21 protein-coding genes are annotated in these 24,391 nt (G+C 72.5%); 13 read left to right on the top strand and 8 right to left on the bottom strand.

What is annotated here, in order from left to right:
* Positions 1 to 37 precede the first annotated feature (37 nt).
* The 6 genes from ACGFNN_RS17925 (at position 38) to ACGFNN_RS17950 (ending at position 7,480) form a co-directional block, all read left to right on the top strand.
* Entirely contained in the window at positions 38 to 2,023 is a 1,986-nt protein-coding gene (locus tag ACGFNN_RS17925) for a prolyl oligopeptidase family serine peptidase (protein ID WP_393556882.1), read from the top strand.
* Entirely contained in the window at positions 2,020 to 2,961 is a 942-nt protein-coding gene (locus tag ACGFNN_RS17930) for an LD-carboxypeptidase (RefSeq protein ID WP_393556884.1), read from the top strand. Before ACGFNN_RS17925 ends, ACGFNN_RS17930 begins: the two co-directional genes overlap by 4 nt.
* 138 nt (positions 2,962 to 3,099) lie before the next feature.
* Positions 3,100 to 4,887 carry a CocE/NonD family hydrolase gene (locus ACGFNN_RS17935; RefSeq protein WP_393556886.1) on the top strand — a complete coding sequence of 596 codons (1,788 nt, stop codon included), beginning with the start codon at positions 3,100 to 3,102 and terminating at the stop codon, positions 4,885 to 4,887.
* A gap of 117 nt (positions 4,888 to 5,004) precedes the next feature.
* Positions 5,005 to 5,238, top strand: a complete 234-nt coding sequence (locus tag ACGFNN_RS17940; protein ID WP_362544577.1) for a DUF1049 domain-containing protein — start codon at positions 5,005 to 5,007, stop codon at positions 5,236 to 5,238.
* Between the two features lie 149 nt (positions 5,239 to 5,387).
* Positions 5,388 to 6,476: a glutamate--cysteine ligase gene (locus ACGFNN_RS17945; protein ID WP_393556888.1), complete on the top strand. Its 1,089-nt coding sequence runs from the start codon at positions 5,388 to 5,390 to the stop codon at positions 6,474 to 6,476.
* Between the two features lie 92 nt (positions 6,477 to 6,568).
* On the top strand, positions 6,569 to 7,480 hold the full coding sequence (locus tag ACGFNN_RS17950) for an arginase family protein (RefSeq protein ID WP_393556890.1): 912 nt from the start codon (positions 6,569 to 6,571) through the stop codon (positions 7,478 to 7,480).
* 33 nt (positions 7,481 to 7,513) lie between these two features.
* On the opposite strand, the gene ACGFNN_RS17955 is transcribed toward ACGFNN_RS17950, so the two are convergent.
* The 3 genes from ACGFNN_RS17955 to ACGFNN_RS17965 all read right to left on the bottom strand — a co-directional run bounded on the left by ACGFNN_RS17955 (position 7,514) and on the right by ACGFNN_RS17965 (position 10,329).
* Positions 7,514 to 7,867, bottom strand: coding sequence for a VOC family protein (locus ACGFNN_RS17955; RefSeq protein ID WP_362544568.1), 354 nt, complete (start codon positions 7,865 to 7,867; stop codon positions 7,514 to 7,516).
* A gap of 59 nt (positions 7,868 to 7,926) precedes the next feature.
* Positions 7,927 to 8,736 (bottom strand): methyltransferase domain-containing protein, encoded by an 810-nt coding sequence (locus tag ACGFNN_RS17960; protein ID WP_393556892.1) that lies wholly within the window; start codon positions 8,734 to 8,736, stop codon positions 7,927 to 7,929.
* Between the two features lie 96 nt (positions 8,737 to 8,832).
* Positions 8,833 to 10,329 (bottom strand): bifunctional phosphatase PAP2/diacylglycerol kinase family protein, encoded by a 1,497-nt coding sequence (locus ACGFNN_RS17965; protein ID WP_393556894.1) that lies wholly within the window; start codon positions 10,327 to 10,329, stop codon positions 8,833 to 8,835.
* Positions 10,330 to 10,545: 216 nt separating this feature from the next.
* On the opposite strand from ACGFNN_RS17965, the gene ACGFNN_RS17970 reads away from it, so the two are divergent.
* The 4 genes from ACGFNN_RS17970 (at position 10,546) to ACGFNN_RS17985 (ending at position 14,633) form a co-directional block, all read left to right on the top strand.
* Complete coding sequence (locus ACGFNN_RS17970; RefSeq protein WP_362544559.1) at positions 10,546 to 11,319, top strand: IclR family transcriptional regulator; 774 nt, start codon at positions 10,546 to 10,548, stop codon at positions 11,317 to 11,319.
* Positions 11,316 to 12,164: an SMP-30/gluconolactonase/LRE family protein gene (locus tag ACGFNN_RS17975; RefSeq protein WP_393556896.1), complete on the top strand. Its 849-nt coding sequence runs from the start codon at positions 11,316 to 11,318 to the stop codon at positions 12,162 to 12,164. The genes ACGFNN_RS17970 and ACGFNN_RS17975 overlap by 4 nt, the downstream gene beginning before the upstream one ends.
* A 191-nt stretch (positions 12,165 to 12,355) precedes the next feature.
* The gene (locus ACGFNN_RS17980) at positions 12,356 to 13,594 is read left to right on the top strand and encodes an aminotransferase class I/II-fold pyridoxal phosphate-dependent enzyme (RefSeq protein WP_393556898.1); all 1,239 of its coding nucleotides are present in this window, start codon (positions 12,356 to 12,358) and stop codon (positions 13,592 to 13,594) included.
* Between the two features lie 13 nt (positions 13,595 to 13,607).
* The gene (locus tag ACGFNN_RS17985) at positions 13,608 to 14,633 is read left to right on the top strand and encodes an MBL fold metallo-hydrolase (RefSeq protein ID WP_362672524.1); all 1,026 of its coding nucleotides are present in this window, start codon (positions 13,608 to 13,610) and stop codon (positions 14,631 to 14,633) included.
* 29 nt (positions 14,634 to 14,662) lie between these two features.
* Here the strand turns inward: ACGFNN_RS17985 and ACGFNN_RS17990 are convergent, their stop codons facing one another.
* On the bottom strand, positions 14,663 to 15,307 hold the full coding sequence (locus ACGFNN_RS17990; protein WP_362672555.1) for a VTT domain-containing protein: 645 nt from the start codon (positions 15,305 to 15,307) through the stop codon (positions 14,663 to 14,665).
* Positions 15,307 to 16,083 carry an MBL fold metallo-hydrolase gene (locus tag ACGFNN_RS17995; RefSeq protein WP_393556900.1) on the bottom strand — a complete coding sequence of 259 codons (777 nt, stop codon included), beginning with the start codon at positions 16,081 to 16,083 and terminating at the stop codon, positions 15,307 to 15,309. The genes ACGFNN_RS17990 and ACGFNN_RS17995 overlap by 1 nt, the downstream gene beginning before the upstream one ends.
* Positions 16,084 to 16,264: 181 nt before the next feature.
* Between ACGFNN_RS17995 and ACGFNN_RS18000 the strand changes: the two genes are divergently transcribed.
* A complete protein-coding gene (locus ACGFNN_RS18000) occupies positions 16,265 to 16,681 on the top strand; it encodes a hypothetical protein (RefSeq protein ID WP_362672530.1) in 417 nt (138 codons plus the stop codon).
* 87 nt (positions 16,682 to 16,768) lie between these two features.
* Entirely contained in the window at positions 16,769 to 19,069 is a 2,301-nt protein-coding gene (locus ACGFNN_RS18005) for an alkaline phosphatase family protein (RefSeq protein ID WP_393556902.1), read from the top strand.
* Between the two features lie 21 nt (positions 19,070 to 19,090).
* On the opposite strand, the gene ACGFNN_RS18010 is transcribed toward ACGFNN_RS18005, so the two are convergent.
* From ACGFNN_RS18010 to ACGFNN_RS18020, 3 genes are all read right to left on the bottom strand, one after another.
* Positions 19,091 to 20,146, bottom strand: coding sequence for a LacI family DNA-binding transcriptional regulator (locus ACGFNN_RS18010; protein ID WP_393556904.1), 1,056 nt, complete (start codon positions 20,144 to 20,146; stop codon positions 19,091 to 19,093).
* Between the two features lie 68 nt (positions 20,147 to 20,214).
* Positions 20,215 to 20,781, bottom strand: coding sequence for a DUF305 domain-containing protein (locus tag ACGFNN_RS18015; RefSeq protein WP_393556906.1), 567 nt, complete (start codon positions 20,779 to 20,781; stop codon positions 20,215 to 20,217).
* 103 nt (positions 20,782 to 20,884) lie between these two features.
* Positions 20,885 to 21,805 (bottom strand): DUF1996 domain-containing protein, encoded by a 921-nt coding sequence (locus ACGFNN_RS18020; RefSeq protein WP_393556908.1) that lies wholly within the window; start codon positions 21,803 to 21,805, stop codon positions 20,885 to 20,887.
* Between the two features lie 238 nt (positions 21,806 to 22,043).
* Between ACGFNN_RS18020 and ligA the strand changes: the two genes are divergently transcribed.
* Entirely contained in the window at positions 22,044 to 24,149 is a 2,106-nt protein-coding gene (gene ligA / locus ACGFNN_RS18025) for an NAD-dependent DNA ligase LigA (protein ID WP_393556910.1), read from the top strand.
* Positions 24,150 to 24,391 lie beyond the last annotated feature (242 nt).

Below are 24,391 nucleotides of genomic sequence, written 5' to 3' on the forward strand. Positions count from 1 at the left end.
GCGGCGCACCGCCCGACCGAAGAGGGGGAACCCGACCATGGTGTCCACAGCGGCGTACGGCACTTGGCCGTCACCGATCGACGCGGCGCTGGCCGCGTCGCACGACGGGCGGCCCGAGTTCGTCGGAACGGTCGGCGACGAGGTGTGGTGGACGGAGCCGCGCCCCGCCGAGGGCGGCCGCCGCGCCCTCGTGCGCCGCACGGCCGACGGCACCATCCGGTCTGCGCTCCCCGAACCGTGGAATCCGCGCAGCCGGGTCATCGAGTACGGCGGAACCCCCTGGGCCGGGTCGGAGCGGGAGGAAGGCGGACCGCTCGTCGTCTTCGTCCACTTCCCCGACCAGCGGCTCTACGCCTACGCGCCGGACGGCCCCGACCAGCCGTGGCCGCTCACCCCGGAGTCGGGTCCCGGCGGCGGACTGCGCTGGGTGGACCCGCAGTTGCACCTCGGCCGTGGCGAGGTGTGGTGTGTGCTGGAGGAGTTCACCGGACCGTCGCCGACCGACGTCCGGCGGGTGATCGCCGCCGTACCCCTGGACGGATCGGCCGCGGACGACCGGGGCTCCGTCCGTGAACTCACCGACGACAGCCACAGGTTCGTCACCGGCCCCCGACTCTCCCCCGACGGCCGGCGAGTCGCCTGGATCGCGTGGGACCATCCGCGGATGCCGTGGGACGGCACCGTCGCGATGGTGGCGGACGTCCGAGAAGGCCGTTTCACGGACGTCCGTCCGCTGGTCGGGGGCGCCGACGAGTCGGTCGTGCAGGTCGAATGGGACCGTGACGGGTCCGTGCTCTTCGTGTCGGACGTGGCGGGCTGGTGGGAGCTCCACCGGATCAGGCCCGACGCGGCGGCGCCCGCCGACAGGATCTGCGGCGGCCGGAACGAGGAGTTCGGCGGGCCGCTCTGGAGGATCGGCCTGCGATGGTTCCACCTCCTGGACAACGGCCTGATCGCGGTCATCCACGGCCGGGGTACCACCACCCTCGGGGTGCTCGACCCGGAGACTGGCGAACTCGTCGACGCCGTGGGGCCGTGGACCGCCTGGGTCGAGACGATCGCCGTCCAGGACACCAGGGTCGTGGGCATCGCCGCGAGCCCTCACACCTCGTACGAGGTCGTGGAACTGGACACCGCCACCGGACACACCCGCGCCATCGGGGCGCCCCACCAGGACGCCGTCGACCCCGCCCTCTGTCCCGAGCCGGTGATCCGCACCTTCACCGGACCCGGCGGCCGGGAGATCCACGCCCATGTGTACCCGCCGCGGCATCCCGGATTCACCGCACCCGAGGGGGACCTGCCGCCCTACGTGATCTGGGCGCACGGCGGCCCCACCGGCCGGTCACAGCTCGTACTCGACCTCGAGGTCGCCTACTTCACCTCCCGCGGGATCGGCGTCGCCGAGGTGAACTACGGCGGGTCCACCGGCTACGGCCGCGCCTACCGCGAACGGCTCCGCGAGCAGTGGGGCGTCGTCGACGTGGAGGACTGCGCTGCCGTGGCCACCGGGCTCGCGGAGGAGGGATCGGCCGATCCGGCACGGCTGGCGATCCGGGGCGGGAGCGCCGGGGGCTGGACCACCGCCGCGTCCCTCGTCCAGACCGACGTCTACGCCTGCGGCGCCATCAGCTACCCGATCCTCGACCTCGCGGGCTGGGCGACCGGTGAGACGCACGACTTCGAGTCCCAGTACCTGGAGTCACTCGTGGGCCCGTACGCCGAGGTGCCCGAGCGCTACCACGAACGCTCACCCGTGCATCACACGGACCGCCTCACCGCGCCGTTCGTCCTGCTCCAGGGGCTTGACGACCCCATCTGCCCGCCCGTCCAGTGCGAGCGCTTCCTCGCCGCCGTCGAAGGACGGGGCATCCCGCACGCCTATCTCGCCTTCGAGGGGGAGGGACACGGCTTCCGTCGCGCCGACACCGTCAGGAGCGCCCTGGAGGCCGAACTCTCCCTGTACGCACAGACATTCGGCCTCGACCGCCCCGACGTCCCCCGGCTGGAGCTGAGGAAGTGACCCTGGAGCCCCTGGCCCGCCCCGCCAGACTGCGGCCCGGTGCCCGGGTCGCGGTCGTCTCGCCGAGCGGACCCGTACCGGCCGACCGCCTGGAGCGAGGTCTCGACCTCCTGCGTGGATGGGACCTCGACCCGGTCGTGGCACCGCACGCACGGGACACCCACCCACGGCTGGGGCACCTGGCAGGGACGGACGAACACCGCGCCGAAGACCTCCAGGAGGCGTGGTGCGATCCGTCGGTGGACGCGGTGCTGTGCGCCAGGGGAGGGTACGGCGCCCACCGCATGGTCGATCTGCTCGACTGGACCGCCATCCGCGCCGCCGGGCCGAAGGTCTTCGTCGGCTACAGCGACATCACCGTGCTGCACGAGGCGTTCGCGCTGCGGGCCGGCTTCTCGACCCTGCACGGCCCCATGGTCGGGACGGAGGTCTTCCTCAAGGACGCCCCCACCCAGCAGTCGCTCCGCACCACCCTGTTCGAGCCGGAGGCGGTACGCACCGTCGGCCTGGACACCGCGGCGGCGCTGGTGCCGGGCACCGCCCGGGGGGTCACCTACGGCGGATGTGTCAGCCTGCTCGCGGCGGACGCCGGCACCCCCGGGGCGCGGACCTCGGCCGAGGGCGGGCTGCTGGTGATCGAGGACATCGGGGAGGAGCCCTACCGGCTCGACGGCATCCTCACCCGGCTGCTGCGCATCGGCGCCCTGGACGGCGTGGCCGCGGTGGTGTGCGGCTCCTGGGAAGGGTGCGGGCCCTACGAGGGGGTGCGGGCGGTGCTCGCCGACCGGCTCGGCGGCCTCGGGATCCCGGTGGTCGAGGAGTTGGGTTTTGGGCACGGCCCCACCGCGCTGACCGTCCCGCTCGGCGTGCCCGCGGTGCTGGACGCCCCGGCCGACGGCCGGTGCACGCTCACCTTCGAGGTGCCCGCGCTGGTGTGAGGGTCGGTGCCGCCGGCGGTCCTGTGGCTGCCGGCGCAACACCCCGCGGAAAGTGCGGTCCTGTGCGTTGACAGCGGTATGAGGTGTGTCACAGCATGGCCGGGCCCGGTACTTACCGGTCGGTAGGGTGTCCTCGGTGTGGAGGTCCATGTGTCGCGCGCTGTGCCCAGATTCCGCCGCCCACTCACGTTGATCGCCGGGGCGGCGCTGCTCGTCCCGCTCGCCCTGACGGCCGCTCAGCCCGCCGCGGCGGCGGACGGATACACGGTCACCCCGCTGGAGTTCACCGTTCGCGCCGGTGACCGTACCTGCGTCGTCGACGCCGACCTCTACCGGCCGGACGGTGTCGACGCCGGGCATCCCGCCCCGGCGGTCCTCGCGACCAACGGCTTCGGCGGCAGCAAGGACGACGGCTCCACCGACGTCATCGGCGCCTCCTTCGCCGAGCGGGGCTACGTATCCCTCGTCTACTCGGGTCTGGGATTCGGCAAGTCCGGCTGCCTGATCACGCTGGACGACCCCGCGATCGACGGCAGGGCAGCATCCGGGCTCGTCGACTTCCTCGCGGGCTCCCGCGCCGCCGACGACGGCACCAGGGCCGACTACGTCAGCTCCGACGGACCGGGCGACCCGGTGGTCGGGATGATCGGCGGTTCCTACGGCGGGGCCATCCAGATGGCCACGGCCTCCACCGACCACCGGGTGGACGCCCTCGTACCGCTCATCACCTGGAACGACCTCTCCTACTCGCTCGCCCCCAACGCGACCGGAGCGACCGGCGGTGTCTCCTCCGACACGCCCGGGGTCTTCAAATGGCAGTGGACCAACGGCTTCTACCTGATGGGAGAAGGGCAGCACCTGCTGGTGCCGAGCCTCGACCCCTCCCGGTTCGGCAGCCTCTCCTGCCTCCACTTCGCGGCGAAGGCCTGCGACACCATCCGGCTCCTGAACTCCGGCCGCTACCCGGACGCCGCCGCCCGGGAGATGCTGACGTACGCGCGGAGCGTCTCGCCCGCCTCCTATCTGTCCGGTGTCACCGCGCCCACGCTGCTCGTCCAGGGCCAGGCGGACAGCCTGTTCAACCTCAACGAGGCCACCGCCACCTACCGGAAGCTCGAGGCCCAGGGCACCGAGACGAAGATGATCTGGCAGGCCTGGGGCCACAGCGGTGGCTCGGTGCCCGGAGAACTCGACCTCGGCCAGGGCAATCTGGAGACGAGCTACGTCGGGCAGCGGATCCTCTCCTGGTTCGACCGCTACCTCCGGCACGACGAGAGCGCGGGCACCGGACCGGAGTTCGCCTACTACCGTGACTGGGCGAGCGGCTACGGCACCGCTGCCTCGGTGCCGGCCCTGTCCCGCGCCATGTACCTCTCGGGCGACGGCTCGCTCGTGGACAGCCGCTCGAAGGTCACCCGGGGCAGTCGCCAGTACACCAACCTGCTGCTGCCGACCAGCCACTCCGAGAGCTCCCTCGCCGGACTCATCGGGCTGTCGGACCCGGCCCCGTACGACACCAAGGGCACCCACCTCGCCTGGACCAGTGCCCCGCTGACCTCGCCGGTGGACGTCGTCGGAGCGCCGAAGGCGACCTTGAAGGTCGTCTCGCCGAAGACGGAGCGGGTGCAGAACAGCGGGGACGCGGCGGACAAGCTCGTACTCTTCGCGAAGGTGTACGACGTGGCACCCGACGGCACTCAGAAGCTGGTGAACCGGCTGGTCGCCCCGGTGCGCGTCCCCGACGTCACCCGCCCCTTCACCGTCGAGCTGCCCGGCATCGTGCACCGGTACGAGGCCGGACACCGGCTGCGCTTCGTGATCGCGGGAAGTGACACGGCCTACTTCGGCAACCGGGGCATCAAGCCGGTGACCGTGGTCAGCGCCCCGCAGGACACCGGCGTCCTGGAGCTTCCCGTGGTCGGCTGACCGTCACCCGTACGGCCCTGCTCCGCAGCACCCCGGACCCCTGGTCGAGTCATCCTGGGGTCCGGGGACCGCTGTTCCCGGACCCGGCACCAGGAACCGGCGAAAGGGCTGGCCGTCATGAGTCCCAAGGATGTGTCCAGCGAGACCAAGGGCGCCTTCGCCCCTGCCAGGATCGCCGTCATCGTGCTGGCCGTACTGGCGATCGTCTTCATCTGCGTGAACACCGCGGAGGTCACCATCCGCGTGATCATCCCGAAGGTCACGATGCCGCTCTGGGCCGCGCTGCTGGGAGTCTTCGTGGCAGGAGGGCTCTGCGGGGCCTACCTCTTCCGCAGTCGCTCCAAGCGATAGCCGGGGCCCGCTCCCCGCTCCACCCCGTGCCCCGCCGTTCCGCCACGGAACCGGCCTGAACGGTGCCGCCGGGGGTACGCGGGGGTCAGCGGGCTCCACACACGGTACAGACGCACCGGACGTCCGCGGGCGACGGAGAGGATGAGTACGTGCGGACTGTCGGAGTGGAGGAAGAGCTCCTGCTCGTCGACGCGGAGAACGGCGAACCCCAGGCCCTGTCCACGGCGGTACTGGCCCTTGCCGAGCGACGGACCGAGGGCGCCTCGGTCTTCGAGACCGAACTGCACGATCAGCAGCTGGAGTTCGCGACCGAGCCACGCGACTCGATGGCCGACCTGGCGCAGGAGATCCGCCGGTGGCGGGCGGAGGCGGCCCGGAGCGCGGCTGACGCGGGCGCCGCGGTCGCGGCCCTGGCGACCTCGCCGCTGCCGGTCGGACCCGCGATAGGCCAAGGCGAGCGCTACCGGTGGCTCGCGCGGAAATTCGGTCTGACGGCCCAGGAGCAGCTGACCTGCGGCTGCCATGTCCACGTGTCGGTGGAGTCGGACGACGAGGGCGTGGCCGTGCTGGACCGGGTGCGGGCCTGGCTCCCCGTACTGCTCGCACTCAGTGCGAACTCCCCCTTCTGGCAAGGCCAGGACAGCGAGTACGACAGCTACCGCAGCATGGTCTGGGGGCGCTGGCCCTCGGCGGGGCCCGTGGAGGTGTTCGGATCGGCGGACCGCTATCACCAGGAGGTCCAGGCACTGATCGACACGGAGGTGCTGCGGGACGCGGGGATGATCTACTTCGACGCACGTCTGTCGCACCGCTACCCCACCGTGGAGATCAGGGTCGCGGACGTCTGCCTCGACCCCGCCGACACCGTGCTGCTCGCCACCCTCGCCCGCGCACTGGTCGAGACGGCCGCGCGTGCCTGGAAGGCCGGTGAACCGCCCGCCCCCGTCCCGGTCGGCGTCCTGCGGATGGCCACGTGGCAGGCCGCCCGTTCGGGCGTGGACGGCCGGCTGCTCCATCCGGTCACCATGCGGCCCGAGCCGGCGGCCGACGTCGTACGCGCCCTGTTCACGCATGTGAGCGACGCGCTGGAGGACAGCGGCGACTCCCGGCAGGCGGACGAGGCCTTGCGCGCCGTCCTCACGCGGGGCACCGGCGCCCGGACCCAGCGGGAGCTGCTCTCCGGCTCGGAGGGGCTGCGCGCCGTGGTGAGGGAGTGCGTCGCCAGGACAAGCGGCTGATCCGCGCAGCCGATCCGCGCGGTGGCGCGTGTTCACGGTCTTTCGGCCGAACACGCTGACACGCGGTGGCCGGTGCGGTGAGGATGGGGCGCATGCGTACCCGTGTGGTCCTCGACGCCCCGTCCAACCTGGGGCTTCGGCCCCCCGCCCCCGGCACGGTGCCCGGCTGCTACAAGCTGGCCGGCGCGCTCCGCGAGCGTCGCATCGTCCAGCGGCTCGGAGCGCTGGAGGGCGGCGTGGTCGTGCCCCCGCGCTACGACCGCGGGGACTGGCGGGAGGGTGACGGAGTCTTCAACGCCGCGGCGATCGCCCGCTACACGCGCACGCTCGCCGACCGCATCGAGGGCCACGTCCGGGCGGGTGAAGTCCCCGTGGTCCTGGGTGGGGACTGTTCCATCCAGCTCGGCGCGGCGCTCGCCCTGAGGCGGATCGGGCGGTTCGGACTCGCCGCGATCGACGGATCGGCGGACTTCCGCCATCCGGGGAACAGCGACCGTATCGGCGCGGCCGGCGGGGAGGAACTCGCCCTGTCCACCGGGCGCGGACAGACCGACCTCACGGACCTGGAAGGGATCGGGCCCTATCTGCGGGACGAGGACGTCCGGCTCTTCGGCATGCGTGACGGTGACGAGGACCGTGCCGAGCTGACCGCACTGAAGATCACCCACGCCACGGTGGGAGAGATCAGGGAGTGGGGGCCGGCCGAGATCGCCCGCGCCGTCGTTCAGACGCTCGAGGCCGATGTCCTGGACGGCTTCTGGGTCCACCTCGACGCGGACGTACTCGATCCGAGCGTGATGCCCGCCGTCGACAGCCCGGACGACGGCGGGCTGTCGCCCGGTGAACTCGCCGCTCTCCTCGCCCCGCTGGTCCGCTCCCCCCGATGCGTGGGGCTCAACGTCACCATCTACGACCCCGATCTCGACCCGGAGGGCACAGCGGGCGACCTCCTGACCGACCTGGTCGTCGGCGCCTTCACCGAAGGCGAAGGGGAGGCTCCCTGACGGGCGTTGACGCCCGTCGACGTGCCCGCTCCCTCAGGCGGGCACGTTGCGGTCGACGTACTCGAAGACCGAACCGTCCGGATGCAGGGCGATGAGATTACGACCCGCCGGCGTGGGCACCGGGCCCGCGACGACCCTGGCGCCCACCCTGGTCAGCGCGGCGTGGGCCTCGTCCACGTCCTTGACGGCGATCGTCGCCGAGACCTTGCGCAGGACCTCCAGTTCCGACTCCGGCCCGCTCATCAGGAGGAAGCAGCCGATGGCGGCGACCGACACCCCGCCGCGCTCGAAGCGCAGTGCCGGAGTGCCGGTGAGGCCCTCGTAGAAGGCCACCGAGGCCTCCAGGTCGTCGACACAGATGCGCAGCGTGGTTCCCAGGATCTCCATGCACTTGAGGGTAGTTGCCACCCCCGGATGATGTGATCGGTTCGCCCGCCGGGACCCGGTCAGACCCGGCAGAGCACCTCGCCGTGCGGGACCATGAACCACCCGTCCGGGTCCTCGCCCCAGGTGCGCCAGGCGTCCGCGATCGCCGTCAGCTGCCCTTCGTCGGCGTGTCCACCCTCCACGGCCAGTTTCGCGTAGACCGACGCCGTGGTCCGGTCCGCCCAGAGGCCGCTCCACCACGCCCGGTTCTCCGGGGTCGCGAAGCACCAGGACGCGGCCGTCGGGGTGATGTCGGTGAATCCGGCCTGACGGGCCCAGGACAGCAGCCGGCGGCCCGCGTCGGGCTCGCCGCCGTTGCCCCGGGCCACCCTGCGGTACAGCTCCAGCCACTCCCTCATGCCCGGTACCTCCGGGTACCAGGCCATCGCCGCGTAGTCGCTGTCGCGGGCCGCGACGACACCACCGGGTCGGCACACCCGCCGCATCTCCCGAAGCGCCTGGACCGGATCGCCGACGTGCTGGAGGACCTGGTGAGCGTGGACCACGTCGAAGGAATCGTCCGGGAAGTCCAGGGAGTGGACATCGGCGGTGGTGAACTCCACGTTGTCCAGGCCGCGTTCGGCGGCAGCCGCGGCGGCCTGCTCCAGGACCTCGCCACTGGCGTCGACGCCCGTCACACGTCCCGGCGCCACCAGGGCGGCGAGATCCGCCGTGATGGTGCCCGGTCCGCAGCCGACGTCCAGAACCGTCTGGCCCGGCCGGAGTTCACCGATCAGGTAGGCCGCCGAGTTGGCGGCGGTCCGCCACTGGTGCGAGCGCAGAACCGACTCGTGGTGGCCGTGGGTGTAGACCGCTGTTTCCTTCGGCATGGCCGTACGTCCTCTCGTGGACCTCAGTCGCAGGCGATGCCTCCACGGTACGCCGGGATGTCGTATCTTGAGATCGACGTCTTGCTATATGGACAATCAGATGGGCATCGGGCAGTACACGGTCAACGCCTCCGGCAGCTTGTCGATGAGCAACTCGGTCCCGGAGTGCGCCACTTCACCGTCGAAGGCGTACGGCGTGCCCGGTGCGAGTCCCGCGATCCGGACCTTGCGGCGCCGTACCGCGGCGTGGACGGGTGACCGGGTGAGCGGGCCGGCGATCGCCGCGGCGAGAAGCCGGAGCCCCGGGGTGCGTCCGCCGTGGACGACACGCACGTCCAGCAGTCCGTCCGCCAGGTTGTGCCGGCGGCCCGGTGCCGGGCCCACCCGCCGGAACATGCCGTTGCCCACGAAGAGCAGCCACAAGGGGCGTCGCCGCCCCTGGAGTTCGGCCGTGAGCGGCCGGCTGCCGCGCAGCGCCTCGAAGGCCGCCAGCACCCCTGCGGGCCATCCGCCGATCCTCGGGGACCAGTGCTCCCGGGTCCGTACGAGCTCCGGATAGACACCCAGGCTGAAGGCGTTGAGGAAGTAGCCGGGTGCCCCGTCCGGCCCGTTCGGGCCCGGCCGGAAACGTCCCACATCGACCCGCACGGCATCCCCGGAGGTGAGGGCGGCCGCCGTGTCGTGGACGGTCTCGATGCCGAGGTCGTACGCGAAGTGGTTGAGCGTGCCGCCCGGGAAAACGGCGAGAGGCCTGCCGTGGGTAGCCGCCACGGCCGCCGCCATGTTGACGGTCCCGTCGCCTCCGCACACCCCCAGGGCCTTCCCCTCCCGGGCCGCCTTCTCCATGCATCCCCGCAGATCGTCGGGCGCGCACTCCACCGTCTCCGCGAGCGGCAGTACGTCGCGGATGAGGCCCGCCGCGGCGGTCGCGGAGCCCGACTCCCTGTTGACGACCACCACCAGGTCCTTGCCCTGGGGCAGGGCCGGGGCCGAGGCCGGGGGCCTTCCGGGTGCGGGCAGCTGGCCGCGGGTCGGTACGACGCCGCGCAGCGCGAACGCCGCACCGACGCCGAGCGCCGCACCGGCCACCACGTCGCTCGGATAGTGGACCCCGGTGTAGACGCGGGACGCGGCCACGGCGGCCGCCACGGGCGCCACCACCGCGCCCCAGCCCTTCGACTCCAGGGCCACGCCCGTCGCGAACGCCGCAGCGGAGGCCGCGTGCCCGGAGGGGAAGGAGGTGGTGAACGGCTGCCGCTTCAACTGCCTCATGACCGGGACCAGATCCACTATCGGGCGCTCCCTGCGCACCGCCCCCTTGCCCACGGTGTTGATCGCGGCCGAGGCCACGGCGAGGGAGGCGACCCCGCGCAGGGCGGCCCTGCGGGAGCGGGCGCTGGAGCCCAGCGCCGCCATGCCCGCGGCGGCCCCGAACCAGAGCAGGCCGTGATTGGCGCTGCGGCTCAGTCGCGGCAGGACCGGCTCGGCGCCGGGCCAGTGTCTTTCGGCCACCCGCTGGAAGACAGCGAGATCGCGTTGATGGAACCAGGCCCGCCAGCGGCCGGGGGACGGCAGACTGTTCGATGTCGACATGCGACAGCGAATACCCTGAGACGGGCCGGTGAACCAGGAGGCACGCGCGGCGGGCCCCGTCGGAGACCGCCTGTCTTAGGGTGATATCTGATGGTACGCCCCCGCACCGCCTGCTTCGTGGGGCCGAATGCGTTGCCCGGACAAGTTTCCTGCCGTTAGCCTGCGTTCGTGATTCCGGTCATTGGCCGGAGTGTCGAACGGGATTGGCGGGCGATCATGGGGCGACTCGTCCCTGCGGTGACCAGGGCACTGGATGTTCTCGAGCTCTTCCTCCAGGGGGAGGGGACGCTTTCGGCCCCCGAGGTGACCCGCAAGCTCCAACTGCCCCGGACCACGGTCCACGAGCTGCTCACCACCCTCGCCGCGCGCTCCTACCTCGTGGCGGTGCCCGAACAGCCGGGCCGCTACCGGCTGGGCGTGCGTACGTACCAGCTGGGCAGCCGCTACGCCGAACAGCTCGACCTCGCGGCCGAGGGGCAGCAGGTGGCCCGGGAGGTCGCGGAGACCTGCGGTGAGACGGTCCACGTGGCGATCCTCGAGGACGCCGAGGTCATCTACATCGCCAAGGTGGACTCGACCCACGCCGTCCGCATGGTCTCCGCCGCGGGCCGCAAGCTCCCCGCCCACTGCACATCCGTCGGGAAGCTCCTGCTCGCCGCGCTTCCCGAGGCGGAGCTCGAGGCCCGCCTCGAGGGACGCGAGCTGGTCGCCATGACCGACAACAGCCTGACCGACGGCGAGGAGCTGAGGGCGGCGCTCGCGGTGGTCCGCAAGCGGGGCATAGCGGTGGAGCACCGTGAATCGAATCCGGACGTCAGCTGTGTGGCCGCCCCCGTCCGGGACAGGTCCGGACGCGTGGTCGCCGCGCTGTCCATCTCGGTGCCGATGATCCGCTGGAGCGAGGAGCGTGAGGCGGAGCTCGCCCAGCTCGCGGCAGGCGGGGCCGACGCGCTGTCCGGCCGCCTCGGCCACCACCGGAGCCAGCTGTGAGCGCCCGGGCCGAGGTGGCCGTGCGCGAGCAGGCCGTGCTGGGCGAGGGCCCCACCTGGGACGCGGAGGCGCAGCGGCTGATCTGGGTCGACATCCTCTCCTCCCGTGTCCACACCTACGACCCCTCGACCGGGAGCCGCACCGTGATGGTCACGGGCCAGCACGTCGGCGCGGCGAAGCCGCGGGCGGGCGGTGGCCTGGTGGTCGTCCTCCGGGACGGCATCGGACTCCACGACGCCGACGGCTCCTTCTCCTGGCTCGTCCACGACCCCGTCCCCGGGCGCCGGGGCAACGACGCGGCCGTGGCGCCGGACGGCGCGCTCTGGGCCGGCACCATGCGGTACGACGAGGCGGAGGGGGGCGGCAGCCTCTCCCGTACGGCGCCGGACGGCACGGTCAGCCTCGTTCCGGAGCGGGTGACGATCAGCAACGGCACCGGATGGAGCCCCGACGGCCGGCTGATGTACTACATCGACACGCCCACCCGTCGTGTCGACGTCTTCGACGTGGACGGCGAGCGGGTCCTGAACAGGCGAACCCTCGCGACCGTCGAGCAGGGCGCCGGATGGCCCGACGGGCTGACGGTCGACGCCGACGGCTGCGTCTGGGTGGCGCTGTGGGACGGTGCGGCGGTCCGGCGGTACACCCCCGACGGCCGTCTGGACAGGACCGTCGAACTGCCGGTACGCCGACCCACGGCGTGCGCCTTCGGCGGGTCCGGCCTCCGGGACCTGTACATATCGACCGCCCGCACCGGCCTGGACGCCCCCCACCCGCTGTCGGGTTCCCTGCTCGTACTGCCGGACGCCGGGCACGGAACGGCGGGGACGCCGTTCGCGGGGTGACCGGGTGACCTTGGCGGCCGGCTGGCCGGTGGGCAGGTGACCGGGCCGGCCGGAAACGATGAGGGCGTACGCGCGAGGCGTGCGCCGGGATGCGTATTTCCGGCTCGTTCCCGCGCCGGTGCGCGGGCGGACCCGGGGGAACCTCCGTATAAAGGGGCCTGAGGGCGACGCCGGCGTAGGGAGGCCCCGGGATGTACGGGAGCGAACGGACGCGGCCCCAGCGTTCCGACGAAGGCCACGGCCCGGTCAGGTACGGGCCGCCCGCGCCCGACCCCGGTCTTCCGGTGCTCCCGGAACTCGCCCGCGTGCTGGCGGCGTCGGCGGCCTGGACCCGGCCGGAGCCTCCTGGAGGAGGAACGATCCTGCGGGAGGCGGCGGGAGGCTACTGGCAGCGTAGAGGGCTGCACTGCGCCCCCGACGACATCGCGGCCGCCCCGGGTGCCCAGCCCCTGCTCGCGGCGCTGATCGCCGCGCACGGCGGCGATGTGCTCATGCCCCGGCCCTGCCCCGCCTCGTGGATGCCGCAGGCCCGCCTCCTCGGCCGGCCCGCCTACCACGTGCCCACGCCCGCCGAGTGCGGCGGCATCCCGGATCCGTACGCGTTGCTGGAGACGGTACGCAGAGTCCGTGCCGAGGGCGGCAGACCCCGGCTGCTCCTGATCTCGGTGGCCGACGACCCGACGGCCACCCTCGCGCCGCCGGAACTGCTCCGCGAGACCTGCGAGGCGGCCGTCTCCGAGGGGCTGCACATCGTCAGCGACGAGACCTGGCGCGACACCCTGCACCGGCCGCGCGAGACCGTGCTGCTGAGTCCCGCGGAAATGTGCCCGGACGACGTCACCGTCCTGACCGACCTCGCCGGGGCGCTCACCCCCGCCGCCTGGCCGGTGGCCGTCGCACGATTCCCGGCGACCGCCCGGGCCGGCGCACGCCGTGCCCGTGTCCTCGACTTCCTCACCGCGCTCGGAGCCCTCGTCGCGGAGCCCGTGGCCAGGGCCGCGGCGCACGCGCTGGGAGAACCCGACGCGGTCGCGGACCGGATCCGTCGGGCCGCGCGGCTCCAGGGCCAGGTGGCCTCCGCCGCGCACCGCGCGGTGCTCACCGCCGGAGCCCTGGCCAGGCCCCCGCAGGCCGGGCGGCACCTCTACGCCGATCTCGGCCCGCTGCGCTCCCGGCTGGCCGCCCGCGGGGTCACGGACTCCATGGAGCTGGAGGATCACCTGACGAGACGGCTCGGTGCCCCGGCCCCGGGGGGACACCGGTTCGGCGACGAGCTGGGGTCGCTGCGGGTCCGGCTGAGCACCGGACCCCTCCTCGGCTCAACCCCGGAGGAGCAGACGGAGTCCCTCACTGCGGTGGAGCCCCTGAAATTGCCCCACGTAGCCCGAGCACTGAGCATTTTCGCAGCAGCCCTCGACGAACTCCGATGACAGGAGCCTCTCGATGACGGAACAGACCGAGCGTCCGTTCGCCGGGGCCGGCCACGCGCCTCCGGGCCGCCCCGCCGCGACGCCGCGCCGTCCCGGCGAGATCCGGAGCTGGCCCCGTACCTTCGCCGACCGGCTCACCGCACCCCTCCCGGGTGTCAGGGGCATGACTCGCTTGGCGAGGGAGCGCGCTCTCCGGCCCAACGCCGAGGGGCTCCGGGGCATCCACCGGCTGCCGTACGCCCCCCAGCCGCTGCCCGCCGCGGACGCCTCCACGCTTGCCGTCACCTGGGCCGGACACGCGAGCTGGGTCGTCCGCATCGGCGGACTCACCGTCCTCACCGACCCGGTCTGGTCGCGCCGTATCCTCGGCACCCCCGCCAGGATCACCCCGGTGGGGGTGCGCTGGGAGGACCTGCCGCACATCGACGCCGTCCTCATCAGCCACAACCACTACGACCACCTGGACGCCCCCACCCTGCGCAGACTGCCGAGGGACACGCCCCTCCTCGTCCCCGCGGGCCTCGGCCGGTGGTGCCGGCGCCGCCGCTTCACCCGCGTCACGGAGCTCGACTGGTGGGAGTCGGTGGAACTGGGCGACGTGCGCTTCGACTTCGTCCCTTCCCACCACTGGTCCAAGCGCACCCTCCTGGACACCTGCCGGTCGCTGTGGGGCGGCTGGGTGCTCGGCGACTCCGGGGGGCGGCGCATCTACTTCGCCGGTGACACCGGGTACGGGCACTGGTTCGAGGAGATCGGCCGCCGCTACCCCGGCCTCGACCTGGCCATGCTGCCGATCGGCGCCTACGAGCCGCGCTGGTGGCTCTCGGACGTGCACACCGATCCCGAGGAGGCCGTGCAGGCCTACCAGGACCTCGGGGCACGGGCCATGGCACCCATGCACTGGGCGACGTTCCTGCTCTCCGCCGAACCGGTGCTGGAACCGCTGACCCGGCTCCGTACCGCCTGGCTGCGCGCCGGGCATCCGCGAGGTGACCTCTGGGACCTGCCCGTCGGCGGCTCCCGGGTCCTGGCGGCCTGATGCCAGGCCCGGGGCACCGGGCCCCGCCGTCAGGCCGGAGGCGGCGCAGGGCGGTCCCGGGCCGCCAGACGTGCCCGCAGCCGCCGCCACAGCGCCGGCGTCCCGCTGATCAGCACCGTCAGCACGACCGCGGCGAGCACACCCTCCCACGGCTCGGCGAAGAGCGAGCCGCCCAGGATGCCGATCAGCTGATACGTCGCAGCCCAGGCCAGGCAGGCGGGCACGTCACCACGGGCGAACTGCCGCAGCGGCATACCTCCCAGCAGACACGCCAGCATCACCGGTATGCGCCCGGCCGGAATCAGCCTGGACAGCACGAGCACCATGGTGTCGTGCTCGTCCAGCTTCCTCCGGGCCTGCGCGAGACGCTCGGGCGCCGCTCTGCGGGTGATCGCCTCCAGCCACTTCGAGCCGTTCCGCGACCCCACCCCGCGTTTGCCGAGCCAGTACAGGCACAGGTCCCCGAGGAAAGCCGCCGCGGAGGACACGGCGAACACCACGAGCAGGGCGACCGGTGAGCCCTGATGGAACGCCACCACGGCCGCCGTGCTCACCAGCGCACCCGTGGGCACCACCGGCAGCAGCGCTCCCACCGCCACGAGCAGGAACAGCGTCGGGTAGCCGACGGCCTGCTGCGTCGACTCCGTCGGCAGCTGCCGCAGCACTTCCTCCATCACCTGCGGGCCTCCGGTCTCACACACTCGCCGTGGCCCAGCCGGTGCACCGCGACGTCCGGTGCCACCCGGGCCGCCTGACGCGCGAACTCGTCGCCCGGGGAGTGGAACTCGTGCGGCCTGATCCCGTCCAGTCCGATCGGCCAGTACGTGCCGTAGTGCACCGGCACGGCCGACCGGGGGCCCAGCATGGCCAGCGCCTGAGCCGCGCGCCCGGCGTCCAGGTGGTGGTCGCCCAGGTTGGGTCCCCAGCCGCCGACCGGCAACAGGGCGACGTCCACCGGTCCCACCGCCTCGGCCATCTCGTCGAACAGCCCGGTGTCGCCGGCGAAGTACGTGCGCGCCTCGCCCTCGACGACGTACCCGAGCGCGGGCACCCGGTGCGGGCCGACCGGCAGGCGGCGTCCGTCGTGCAGGGCCGGAACCGCGCGGACCGCCACCTCACCGACCTTCACGACATCTCCGGGAGTGACCTCGCTGATCCGCAGCCCGCGCAGCCTTCGCAGCGCGCGGAGGCCGGGGACCGCGCGGACCGCGCCCCGGGGAACGATCACCAGGGTGCCGGGCGCCAGGCGGGCCAGGGACGGCAGATGCAGGTGGTCGGAGTGCAGATGGGAGATCAGCACCGCGTCGGCGACCGCCGCACCGGGCGGCGGGACCTCGCCGCGGCGCCGGCGCAGATGCGCGAGGCGCCGCGCGAACAGCGGGTCGGTCAGCACCCGTACTCCGCTGTCCTCGATGGTGCAGGTGGCATGCCCCCACCAAGTGACCTCCACCGCCGCCCCGCCTCCTCGTCCACGTCGCCGACATTCCCGTACGCGTACGAGGGTAGGCGCTCAGCGCCCCCACCACGCCGGTGCGCTCCTGTGCGCCGGTACCCGAGGGGTGACCGGCGGCTACGGAGCGCGACAGCCGGGGTAGGGTCGGGGGAGCATCCGCGTACGGGGGGATCCGTCGATGGGCGACGTCGCAGCAGACGTACGGGTGGCGGCCATCGCCAGCCTCACACCTCTGGAAGAGCTCGACGGTGACCCGTTCCTCGTCGACACCCGCAGCCAGCACGCCATGTGCGTCCGCTGGGCCGAGGACCAGGGATATGTCGTCACCCGGCAGCTCCGGGTCCACGGTCTGCGCCCCGATCACCAGGCGCTGTGGTCGGGCGTCGAGTCCGGGGAGGTGGAGCTGTTCGTCGCCCCCAACGACCGCGTGCTCGCGCGCGCACTCCGCTCCGTGCCGGACTTCGCCGCCGAGTGCGAGCGCCGAGGCGTACGGCTCGAGTACGCCGGCCTGGAGGAACCCGTCTACACCGCACCCGCCAAGGCCGGTGTCCACCGCAGGCTGTCCATGCCCACCGCAGGGTACGACGGCTGCTGACCCGCCCGCAGGGCCCGGGGCCCCGAAGGGGCCAGGAGGGCCTGTGACACGCTTGAAGCGGGCCCACGACGGACAAGGGGCCCGGACATGAGGTGGAACGGCGTGAGTGACCGGCGATGGCGTAGAGCGGGAGGCACCCTCCTTCGCGTGGTGTCGGTGTGGGTCGTCTCCTCCCTCACCCTGCTGGCGCTCGCCGGAATCCTCCCCGACTTCCAGCTCCAGGCCGACGACGGCGACACCGTCACCAGGACCGCCTTCACCGCGGCCTGGGGCGCGGGAGCCTTCGGCCTGCTCTCCGCCCTGGTGTGGCCGGTCCTCGTCAGAGCACTCCTCATCGTGCCGGCCCTGGTCCTCGGCGCCCTGGTCTTCTTCCTCAACGGCTCACTGCTCCTCCTCGCGCTGCGGCTCATCCCGGACGGACGAGGCGACGCCAACCCGGAGACCGCCGTAGTGGTGGCCGCCGTCATGTCCGCGGTCGCCTCGGCGGTGTCCACAGCCCTCGCCGTGCGGGACGACGACGCCTACCGGCGCAGACTCTCCCGCCTCGCCGACCGGCGCCGCAGACGCAGCGGAACCCCCCACAGCCCGGACGGCGGGCGCGACGGCCCGCCGGGCATGGTTTTCGTGCAGCTCGACGGCGTGGGCCACGACGTACTCGAACGGGCCGCGGCCGACGGACTCATGCCGACGGTGGCCGGTCTGCTCGCCGACGAGGCAGGGCACCGGCTGACCCCGTGGACCACCGACTGGTCCAGCCAGACCGGAGCCAGTCAGCTCGCCCTCCTGCACGGCAGCAACTTCGACGTACCCGCCTTCCGCTGGTACGAGAAGGAGACCGGCACCGTCATGGTGTCCAGCAGGCCCGCGAGCGCCCTCGAACTGCAGCGCAGGGCGATCGCCCGCACCCGTGACGGCGGCCTGCTCACCGTCGACGGCGCCAGCCGGGGCAACCTCTTCAGCGGGGGCGCGGACCAGCTCGCCCTGGTCCTGTCGATGGCCGCCCGGCTGGGCAAGGGACGCCGCTCGCGCGCGGGCTACTTCGCGTACTTCTCCGATCCCGCCAACGCCGTCCGCACCGCGCTCTCCTTCGCCGCCGAGGTCGGCCGTGAGATCGGCCAGTCGGTCCGCGCCCGGGTCCGCAAGGAGTCGCCCCGGATCAAGCGCGGGGGGCTCTACCCCTTCATCAGGGCGTTCGCGACGGTCGTGGAACGCGACGTCGTGGTCGCCGCGGTCATCGGTGACATGTTCGCCGGACGTACCGCCGTCTACGCCGACCTGGTCGCCTACGACGAGGTCGCCCACCACTCCGGACCCCACAGCAGGGACGCGGAGAAGGTCCTGACCCGTCTCGACCGCTCTCTCGGGCTCATCCTGAAGATCGCGGAACACACCCCGCGCGCCTATCGGATCGTGCTGCTCTCGGACCACGGGCAGAGCCCGGGGGAGACCTTCGCCGGACGGTACGGCCTCACGCTCAAGGACCTCGTACGGGCCGGCTGCGGGCTTCCCGTACCGCGCAGCGCCCAGCGCACCCGCAGTGCCTCGGAGGCCCGCGACGCCGTGCGCATCGCGCTGCACCGGCCGGTCGCCGGGGACCACGAGACCGAGCACCCCAAGGCCTCCGACCCCGTCGTGCTCGCCTCAGGGAACCTCGGGCTGCTGTCCTTCCCGGACATGGACGGCCGTGCCTCACGCGAGGAGCTGGACCGCCGTCACCCCGCACTGCTGGGCACCCTTGCCTCGCATCCTGGGATCGGCTTCCTGCTGGTGCGCAGCGAGGAGCACGGTTCGGTGGTGCTGGGCAGGGGCGGGGCCGAGATCCCGGTCGCCGAACTGACGGACGGCGAGGGACCGCTCGCACCCTTCGGGGACGGCGCGGCGGACGCCGTCCGGCGTACCGACGGGTTCCCGCACGTCGCGGATGTGATGGTCAATTCGATGTACGACCCCGAGACGGGCCGGGTGCACGCCTTCGAGGAGCAGATCGGTTCGCACGGCGGGCTCGGCGGTGAACAGTCACGGCCGTTCCTGCTGTGGCCCCGCACTCTGACGGACCCGCTCGACGTCCTGGCGGCGCAGGCCCCGCACGCGTCAGGTCCGGCCGGGCCGGTGGGTGCGGAGGCGGTGCACAGGGTGCTGGCGCACTGGCTGCGGGAGCTCTCCGGCCCACAGGTGCCCCTGAGCCAGGAGGGTCTCACCGGGGCCGGTCCGGCCGACGCGCCGTTCCCCGGTCCGTCCGCCGGCGTGAGCGTACCGGCCCACGGCGCCGCACCGGGGCCCGCCGCGCGGCCGGTCCGTGCGGTCGAACCGCTGCCCGCTCCCGAGGGCGACCGTGCTGGTGACGCGGTGGCGGACGCCGATGACGCCGTCCCGGGAACACGCGGCTGAGAGCGGCCGGGAGTCCGGCCGTCAGGCTGACTCGCGCCGCACCAGCGTCGGATGGAACACCACCGAGGGCGCGGGGCCGTTGCCCGGCTTGCCTATCTGCTTGAGGAGGAGCCGGGCCATCTCGGCGGCCATCTCCTCCACCGGCTGCCGGACGGTCGTCAGCGGCGGGTCGCAGGCGACCGCCGCGTTGCTGTCGTCGAAGCCCACCACGGCCACATCGCCGGGAACCTCGCGGCCGGCCCGCAGCAGCACGGGCAGCGCGCCCAGAGCCATCAGGTCGGAAGCGATGAACACCGCGTCCAGGTCCGGGCGTTCGGCCAGCAGTCGGCGCATGGCCGATGCCCCTCCCGCCTGGGTGAAGCCGCCCTCGGCGGTCACCACGTCCCCGATCCCGTGCCGTTCGAGCGCGTCCAGGAAACCGGTCAGCCGCACCTGTCCCGCAGGCATGTCCTGGGGGCCCGTCACCGAGCCGACGCGCCGTCGGCCCAGACCGGCGAGGTGGTCGGCGGCCATCTGCGCCCCGGCCCTCTGGTCCGCCTCGACGTAGGTGAGGGGTGAGGGGTTACGAGGGCGTCCGGCCAGGACGGCGGGCAGCCGGGTGTCGTGCAGCAGTTCCGGGAGCGGGTCGTCGGCGTGCGAGGAGATCAGCACCACCCCGTCGACATGGCCCTGGCGCAGATAGGACAGCAACTGGTTGCGGGACGCCTCGTCGTCGGCCAGCATCAGCACCATCTGGATGCCGGCCGGGCGCAGGACGTCCATCAGCCCGTCGACGACGCGCCCGAAGTGCGGGTCGGAGAACATCCGGCCGATGAACGGCTCCGACACGGTGCGCCGTTCCCGCTCGGACACGACCAGGGCGATCGAGTCCGTGCGCCGTGTCACCAGGGAACGCGCCGCGCGGTTGGGGACGTAGCCCGTGGTGGACACCGCCTCCTCCACGACGCGCCGCAGCGCCGGGTCGACCGTGGTCGCGCCGTTGATCACCCGGGACACGGTGGCCCGCGAGACACCGGCCACCGCGGCCACGTCCTCCAGGGTCGCGGGGCGTACGGGCGGCGAGACATCGGCAGTCATGCAGTCTTTATACCGGGTCATCCGACGGGCAGGCGAAGGGTTCCGGCACGTCAGCGGCCCCGTCGGGTTCAGAGCCCGGCCAGATCCGCCAGTTGTTCCCCGCGGTCGGCCACGAGCGTCCGGGCCCGCGCCCTCGCCTCCGGCGCCTCCCCCTCGGAGGTCTCGGAGCGAGAGACCCGCTCCGACTGGCGCAGATGGTCCCGGATCTGTGTCACCAGCAGTCGGTCGAACGCCTCGCCCCGGGTGGACCGGGCGGCTTCGAGATCCGTCGCCGTCACCATCCCGGGCATGTCATGGCCTTGGTGCACGTCGGTGTCGGGCAGCCTCATCCCGTCCCGAAGCGCTCGCAGCCCGGCCAGTTCGGTGGCCATGTCCTCGCGGAGGCGGGAAGCCCAGGAACGCAGCCCGGTGCGGGTGGCCCTCTCGGCCGCCAGGTCCAGGAGCGCCACCGCGGAGTCGTCCATGGGAATCATCAACTGCACCCAGGCGGAGTCCGTCGGGCCTGTGGAGGGTGCCGGTGCCGAGGAGCCGGACGCCGGACCTGACAGGGGGACGGTCCTCGTCCCGCCCTCCCCGGCACACGAGCTCAGGAGGGCGAGGAGCAGGAGCAGGGCGGCGAGGCGTCGAACGGTCATGGGTGTCGTCCTTGCGCACAGGCGCCCGTCCGGACCGGGAAGTCCGGACGGGCGCTGTCGGAGAGGGGGTGTGCGTACGGCCGTCAGATGTGCTGAGCCACTGTCAGGGAGTGCCGTCGGCACCGCACTTGATGATCGCGTTGATGCAGTCGCGCACCCGTTGCGCCATCTCGGCCTCGGGCCACACGTTGAAGAAGTCGCCGTGCATCGTGTAACCCCGTCCCGACGCCAGCCGGAGGCGGGCGGGGTCCCCGTTGACCGGATAGCGAAGCACCTGACGGAGCTTGGGTACCGGGACCGGGTGTGTCGACGGACATTCCCCGCCGACCGGATAGGCCATGTGGCTCTTGTGGTCGGCCGAGTCGAGATCCGTGCCGTTCCAGCACTGCGGGAAGTCCAGGTAACTCTCCAGCATGGAGCCCGCGGGGCAGTTGACGAAGTCGTGGGACGGGTTCACCTCGCCGTGGTGCAGGCAGGACCAGCGGGAGATCGTGTTGTCGTCGGGCCCCGTGGCCTTGGCGTTGCCCGCGACGATCCGGAGGCCGCGGGGGAACGGCTTGATCGTCCGGATGATGTCGTCCCGCACGCCCTCACCGAGGTAGTAGAAGGTGGTGCCGGTCGGCTCCACCTCCTTGTCACCGTCGTAGAGGGTGGGAACCCAGTACGAGGAGAGGTCGGTCGTGGGGGCGCAGCTGGTGCCCGCCCGCTCCAGCGACGCCAGATCGGAGTGGGCGTCGGTGGAGTCGTTGCCGAAGAAGCTGTGCATGTGCGAGGCGCCGGGCAGCTTCGGGAGCACGATCGGGTCGTCGGGGAGGCGGTGGGTGTAGGGGCATTCCGCGAGGAACTCGGCCACCCGCACCACGTCGGCGGTGGCCTTCGTGCCTTGGTCCCCGGCGGCGGTTCCCGTGCCGGGCTGGAGGAAGGCCAGGGTGAGCGCGGCTGCGGCCAGCCCCGCGATCCGGTAGCGCCACGGGGGCAGTGATCTGCGGCGTCGTGCGGTCGTGCGTCTGATGTGGAAGGGCACGGCACTCCTGTTCCGAGGAAGTGGGGTTCCTCCGGCCGGTTGTCCGGCCAGGGTAGAGAGCGCTCTCTCGATGAACGTAGAAGCGTGACGCAAGCATGTCAATATTCTGAACAAGGGTGCTGTATGCCTGCGGTTTGAACGCGTTCTCGTTGTCCGATCATGGGAGAGCGCTCTCTCCTGCGAGGAGTCGATCCGGCGGCGGAACCGATTGTCAGTGGTGGCAGGCAGGATGACGGTCATGACGACGAACTCAACGGGTGTGCTCGCCGATACCGCCTCCTACGCCGCCGCGGTGGAGGAGGCGAAGCGTGCCGCCGCCGCGTACTACACCGCGGGTGAGAGCCCTCTCGACGACGATGCGTACGACCGGCTCGTGCGCGGCATCGCGGCGTACGAGGAGGAGCACCCCCAGGAGGTGCTGGACGCGTCGCCGACCGGGAAGGTCGCGGGCGGGGCCGCGTCCGGGGACGTGCCGCACACCGCTCCGATGCTCTCGCTGGACAACGTCTTCTCCGCCGAGCAGTTCGTCACCTGGACGGCATCCGTCGAGCGGCGCATAGGCAGGCCTGTCGCGGCCTGGAGCGTCGAGCCCAAGCTGGACGGCCTGGCCGTCGCCGCACGCTACCGTCAGGGCCGTCTGGAGCGGCTGATCACCCGCGGTGACGGGGCGGCCGGTGAGGACGTCTCCCACGCCATCGGCACGGTCCTGGGGCTGCCCGACCGGCTGGGCGAGCCGGTCACTCTCGAGGTGCGCGGCGAAATCCTCATGACCGACGAGCAGTTCGAGCAGGCCAACGCGGTGCGCACGGAGCACGGCGCCGCCCCCTTCGCCAATCCGCGCAACGGCGCCGCGGGCACCCTGCGGGCCAAGGACCGTCCGTACCGGGTCGAGATGACCTTCTTCGCGTACGGCGCCCTCGCCCTCGAGGACTCCGGTGACCTGACCGCGACGCTGGCCGCGCTCCCGCACGGCGAGGTCCTGACCTACGTCGCCGGGCTCGGCGTGCACACGGCGGCGGACACCGATGTCGCCCCGCGGACGGTCACCACGGCCGAGGAGGTGCTGGCCGGCGTCGAGGACATCGCCGCGCGGCGTGCCACCCTGCCGTTCGGGATCGACGGCATCGTGATCAAGGCGGACCTGGCCGCCGACCAGCGGGACGCGGGGACAGGGACACGGGCGCCCCGATGGGCGATCGCCTACAAGCTGCCGGCCGTGGAGAAGGTCACCCGGCTGCTCGCCGTCGAATGGAACGTCGGCAGGACCGGGATCATCGCACCCCGTGCCGTGCTGGAACCGGTCGAGATCGACGGTTCGACCGTCGGCTACGCCACCCTGCACAATCCGGCCGACATCACCCGCCGCGATCTGCGCCTGGGCGACCATGTGATGGTCTACAAGGCCGGTGACATCATTCCCCGCATCGAGGCGCCCGTCGCCCATCTGCGGACGGGTGAGGAGCGGCCGATCGAATTCCCCGAGGCCTGCCCGCAGTGCGGCTCGGAGATCGACACGAGCGAGCAGCGCTGGCGTTGCACCCGGGGCCGGGACTGCCGTCTGGTCGCCTCCGTCTCGTACGCCGCCGGACGCGACCAGCTGGACATCGAAGGGCTCGGTGCCACCCGGGTCGTCCAGCTCGTCGACGCAGGTCTCGTCCAGGACTTCGCGGATCTGTTCACGCTGGAACGTGAGCAGCTCCTCTCCCTGGACAGGATGGGGGAGACGTCCACGGACAATCTCCTCGCGGCCATCGAGGTCGCCAGGACCCGCCCGCTGTCCAGGGTGTTCTGTGCCCTCGGCGTGCGTGGGACGGGTCGGTCCATGTCGCGCAGGATCGCCCGGCACTTCGCCTCGATGGAGCTGATCGTGGCAGCCGACGCCGAGGCGTTGCAGCGGGTCGACGGCATAGGCAAGGAGAAGGCCGCGGCGGTCGTCTCCGAACTGGCCGAGCTCGCGCCTCTGATCGGCAAGCTGGTGGCCGCCGGGGTCAACATGACGGAGCCCGGCGCGACCCCGCCGGCCGAACCCGGGACGGAGACGGGCGACGGCGCGACCGAGGGCGTGGCGCAGGACGCGCTGCCGCTCACCGGTATGACGGTCGTGGTCACAGGTGCGATGACCGGGGTCCTCGAGCCGCTGTCGCGCAATCAGATGAACGAACTCATCGAGCGGGCCGGCGGCAAGTCCTCGTCCAGCGTCTCCAAGCGCACCAGTCTGCTCGTCGCGGGGGAGAAGGCCGGGTCCAAGCGGACCAAGGCCGAGGAGCTGGGCGTCAGGACAGTGACACCGGAGGAGTTCGCCGAGCTGGTGGAGGCACATCTGGTGACGGCCTCCGAAGCCTGACGGCGCGCACGAGCCTGAGCTCCGGCAGCGTGCGGGGCTCAGGCACCTGCGGACGCGGGGCGGTGCGGGCCGGCGGTGCCGGTTTTCGCCACCCACGAACGGAGTCCGGGCTCCGGGCGTCGATCCACCGGTCGTACGGGTGGGGTGTCCGCCCTGCCGCGACGGTTCGGGTGCCCGGGCCTGGACCCCGGCGCGTACGGGCGGTGCGGTACCCGGACCCCGGCGCGTACGGACGGTGCGGC

Source organism: Streptomyces sp. NPDC048590, assembly GCF_043199535.1.
In the GTDB taxonomy this organism is placed as follows: Bacteria; Actinomycetota; Actinomycetes; order Streptomycetales; family Streptomycetaceae; genus Streptomyces.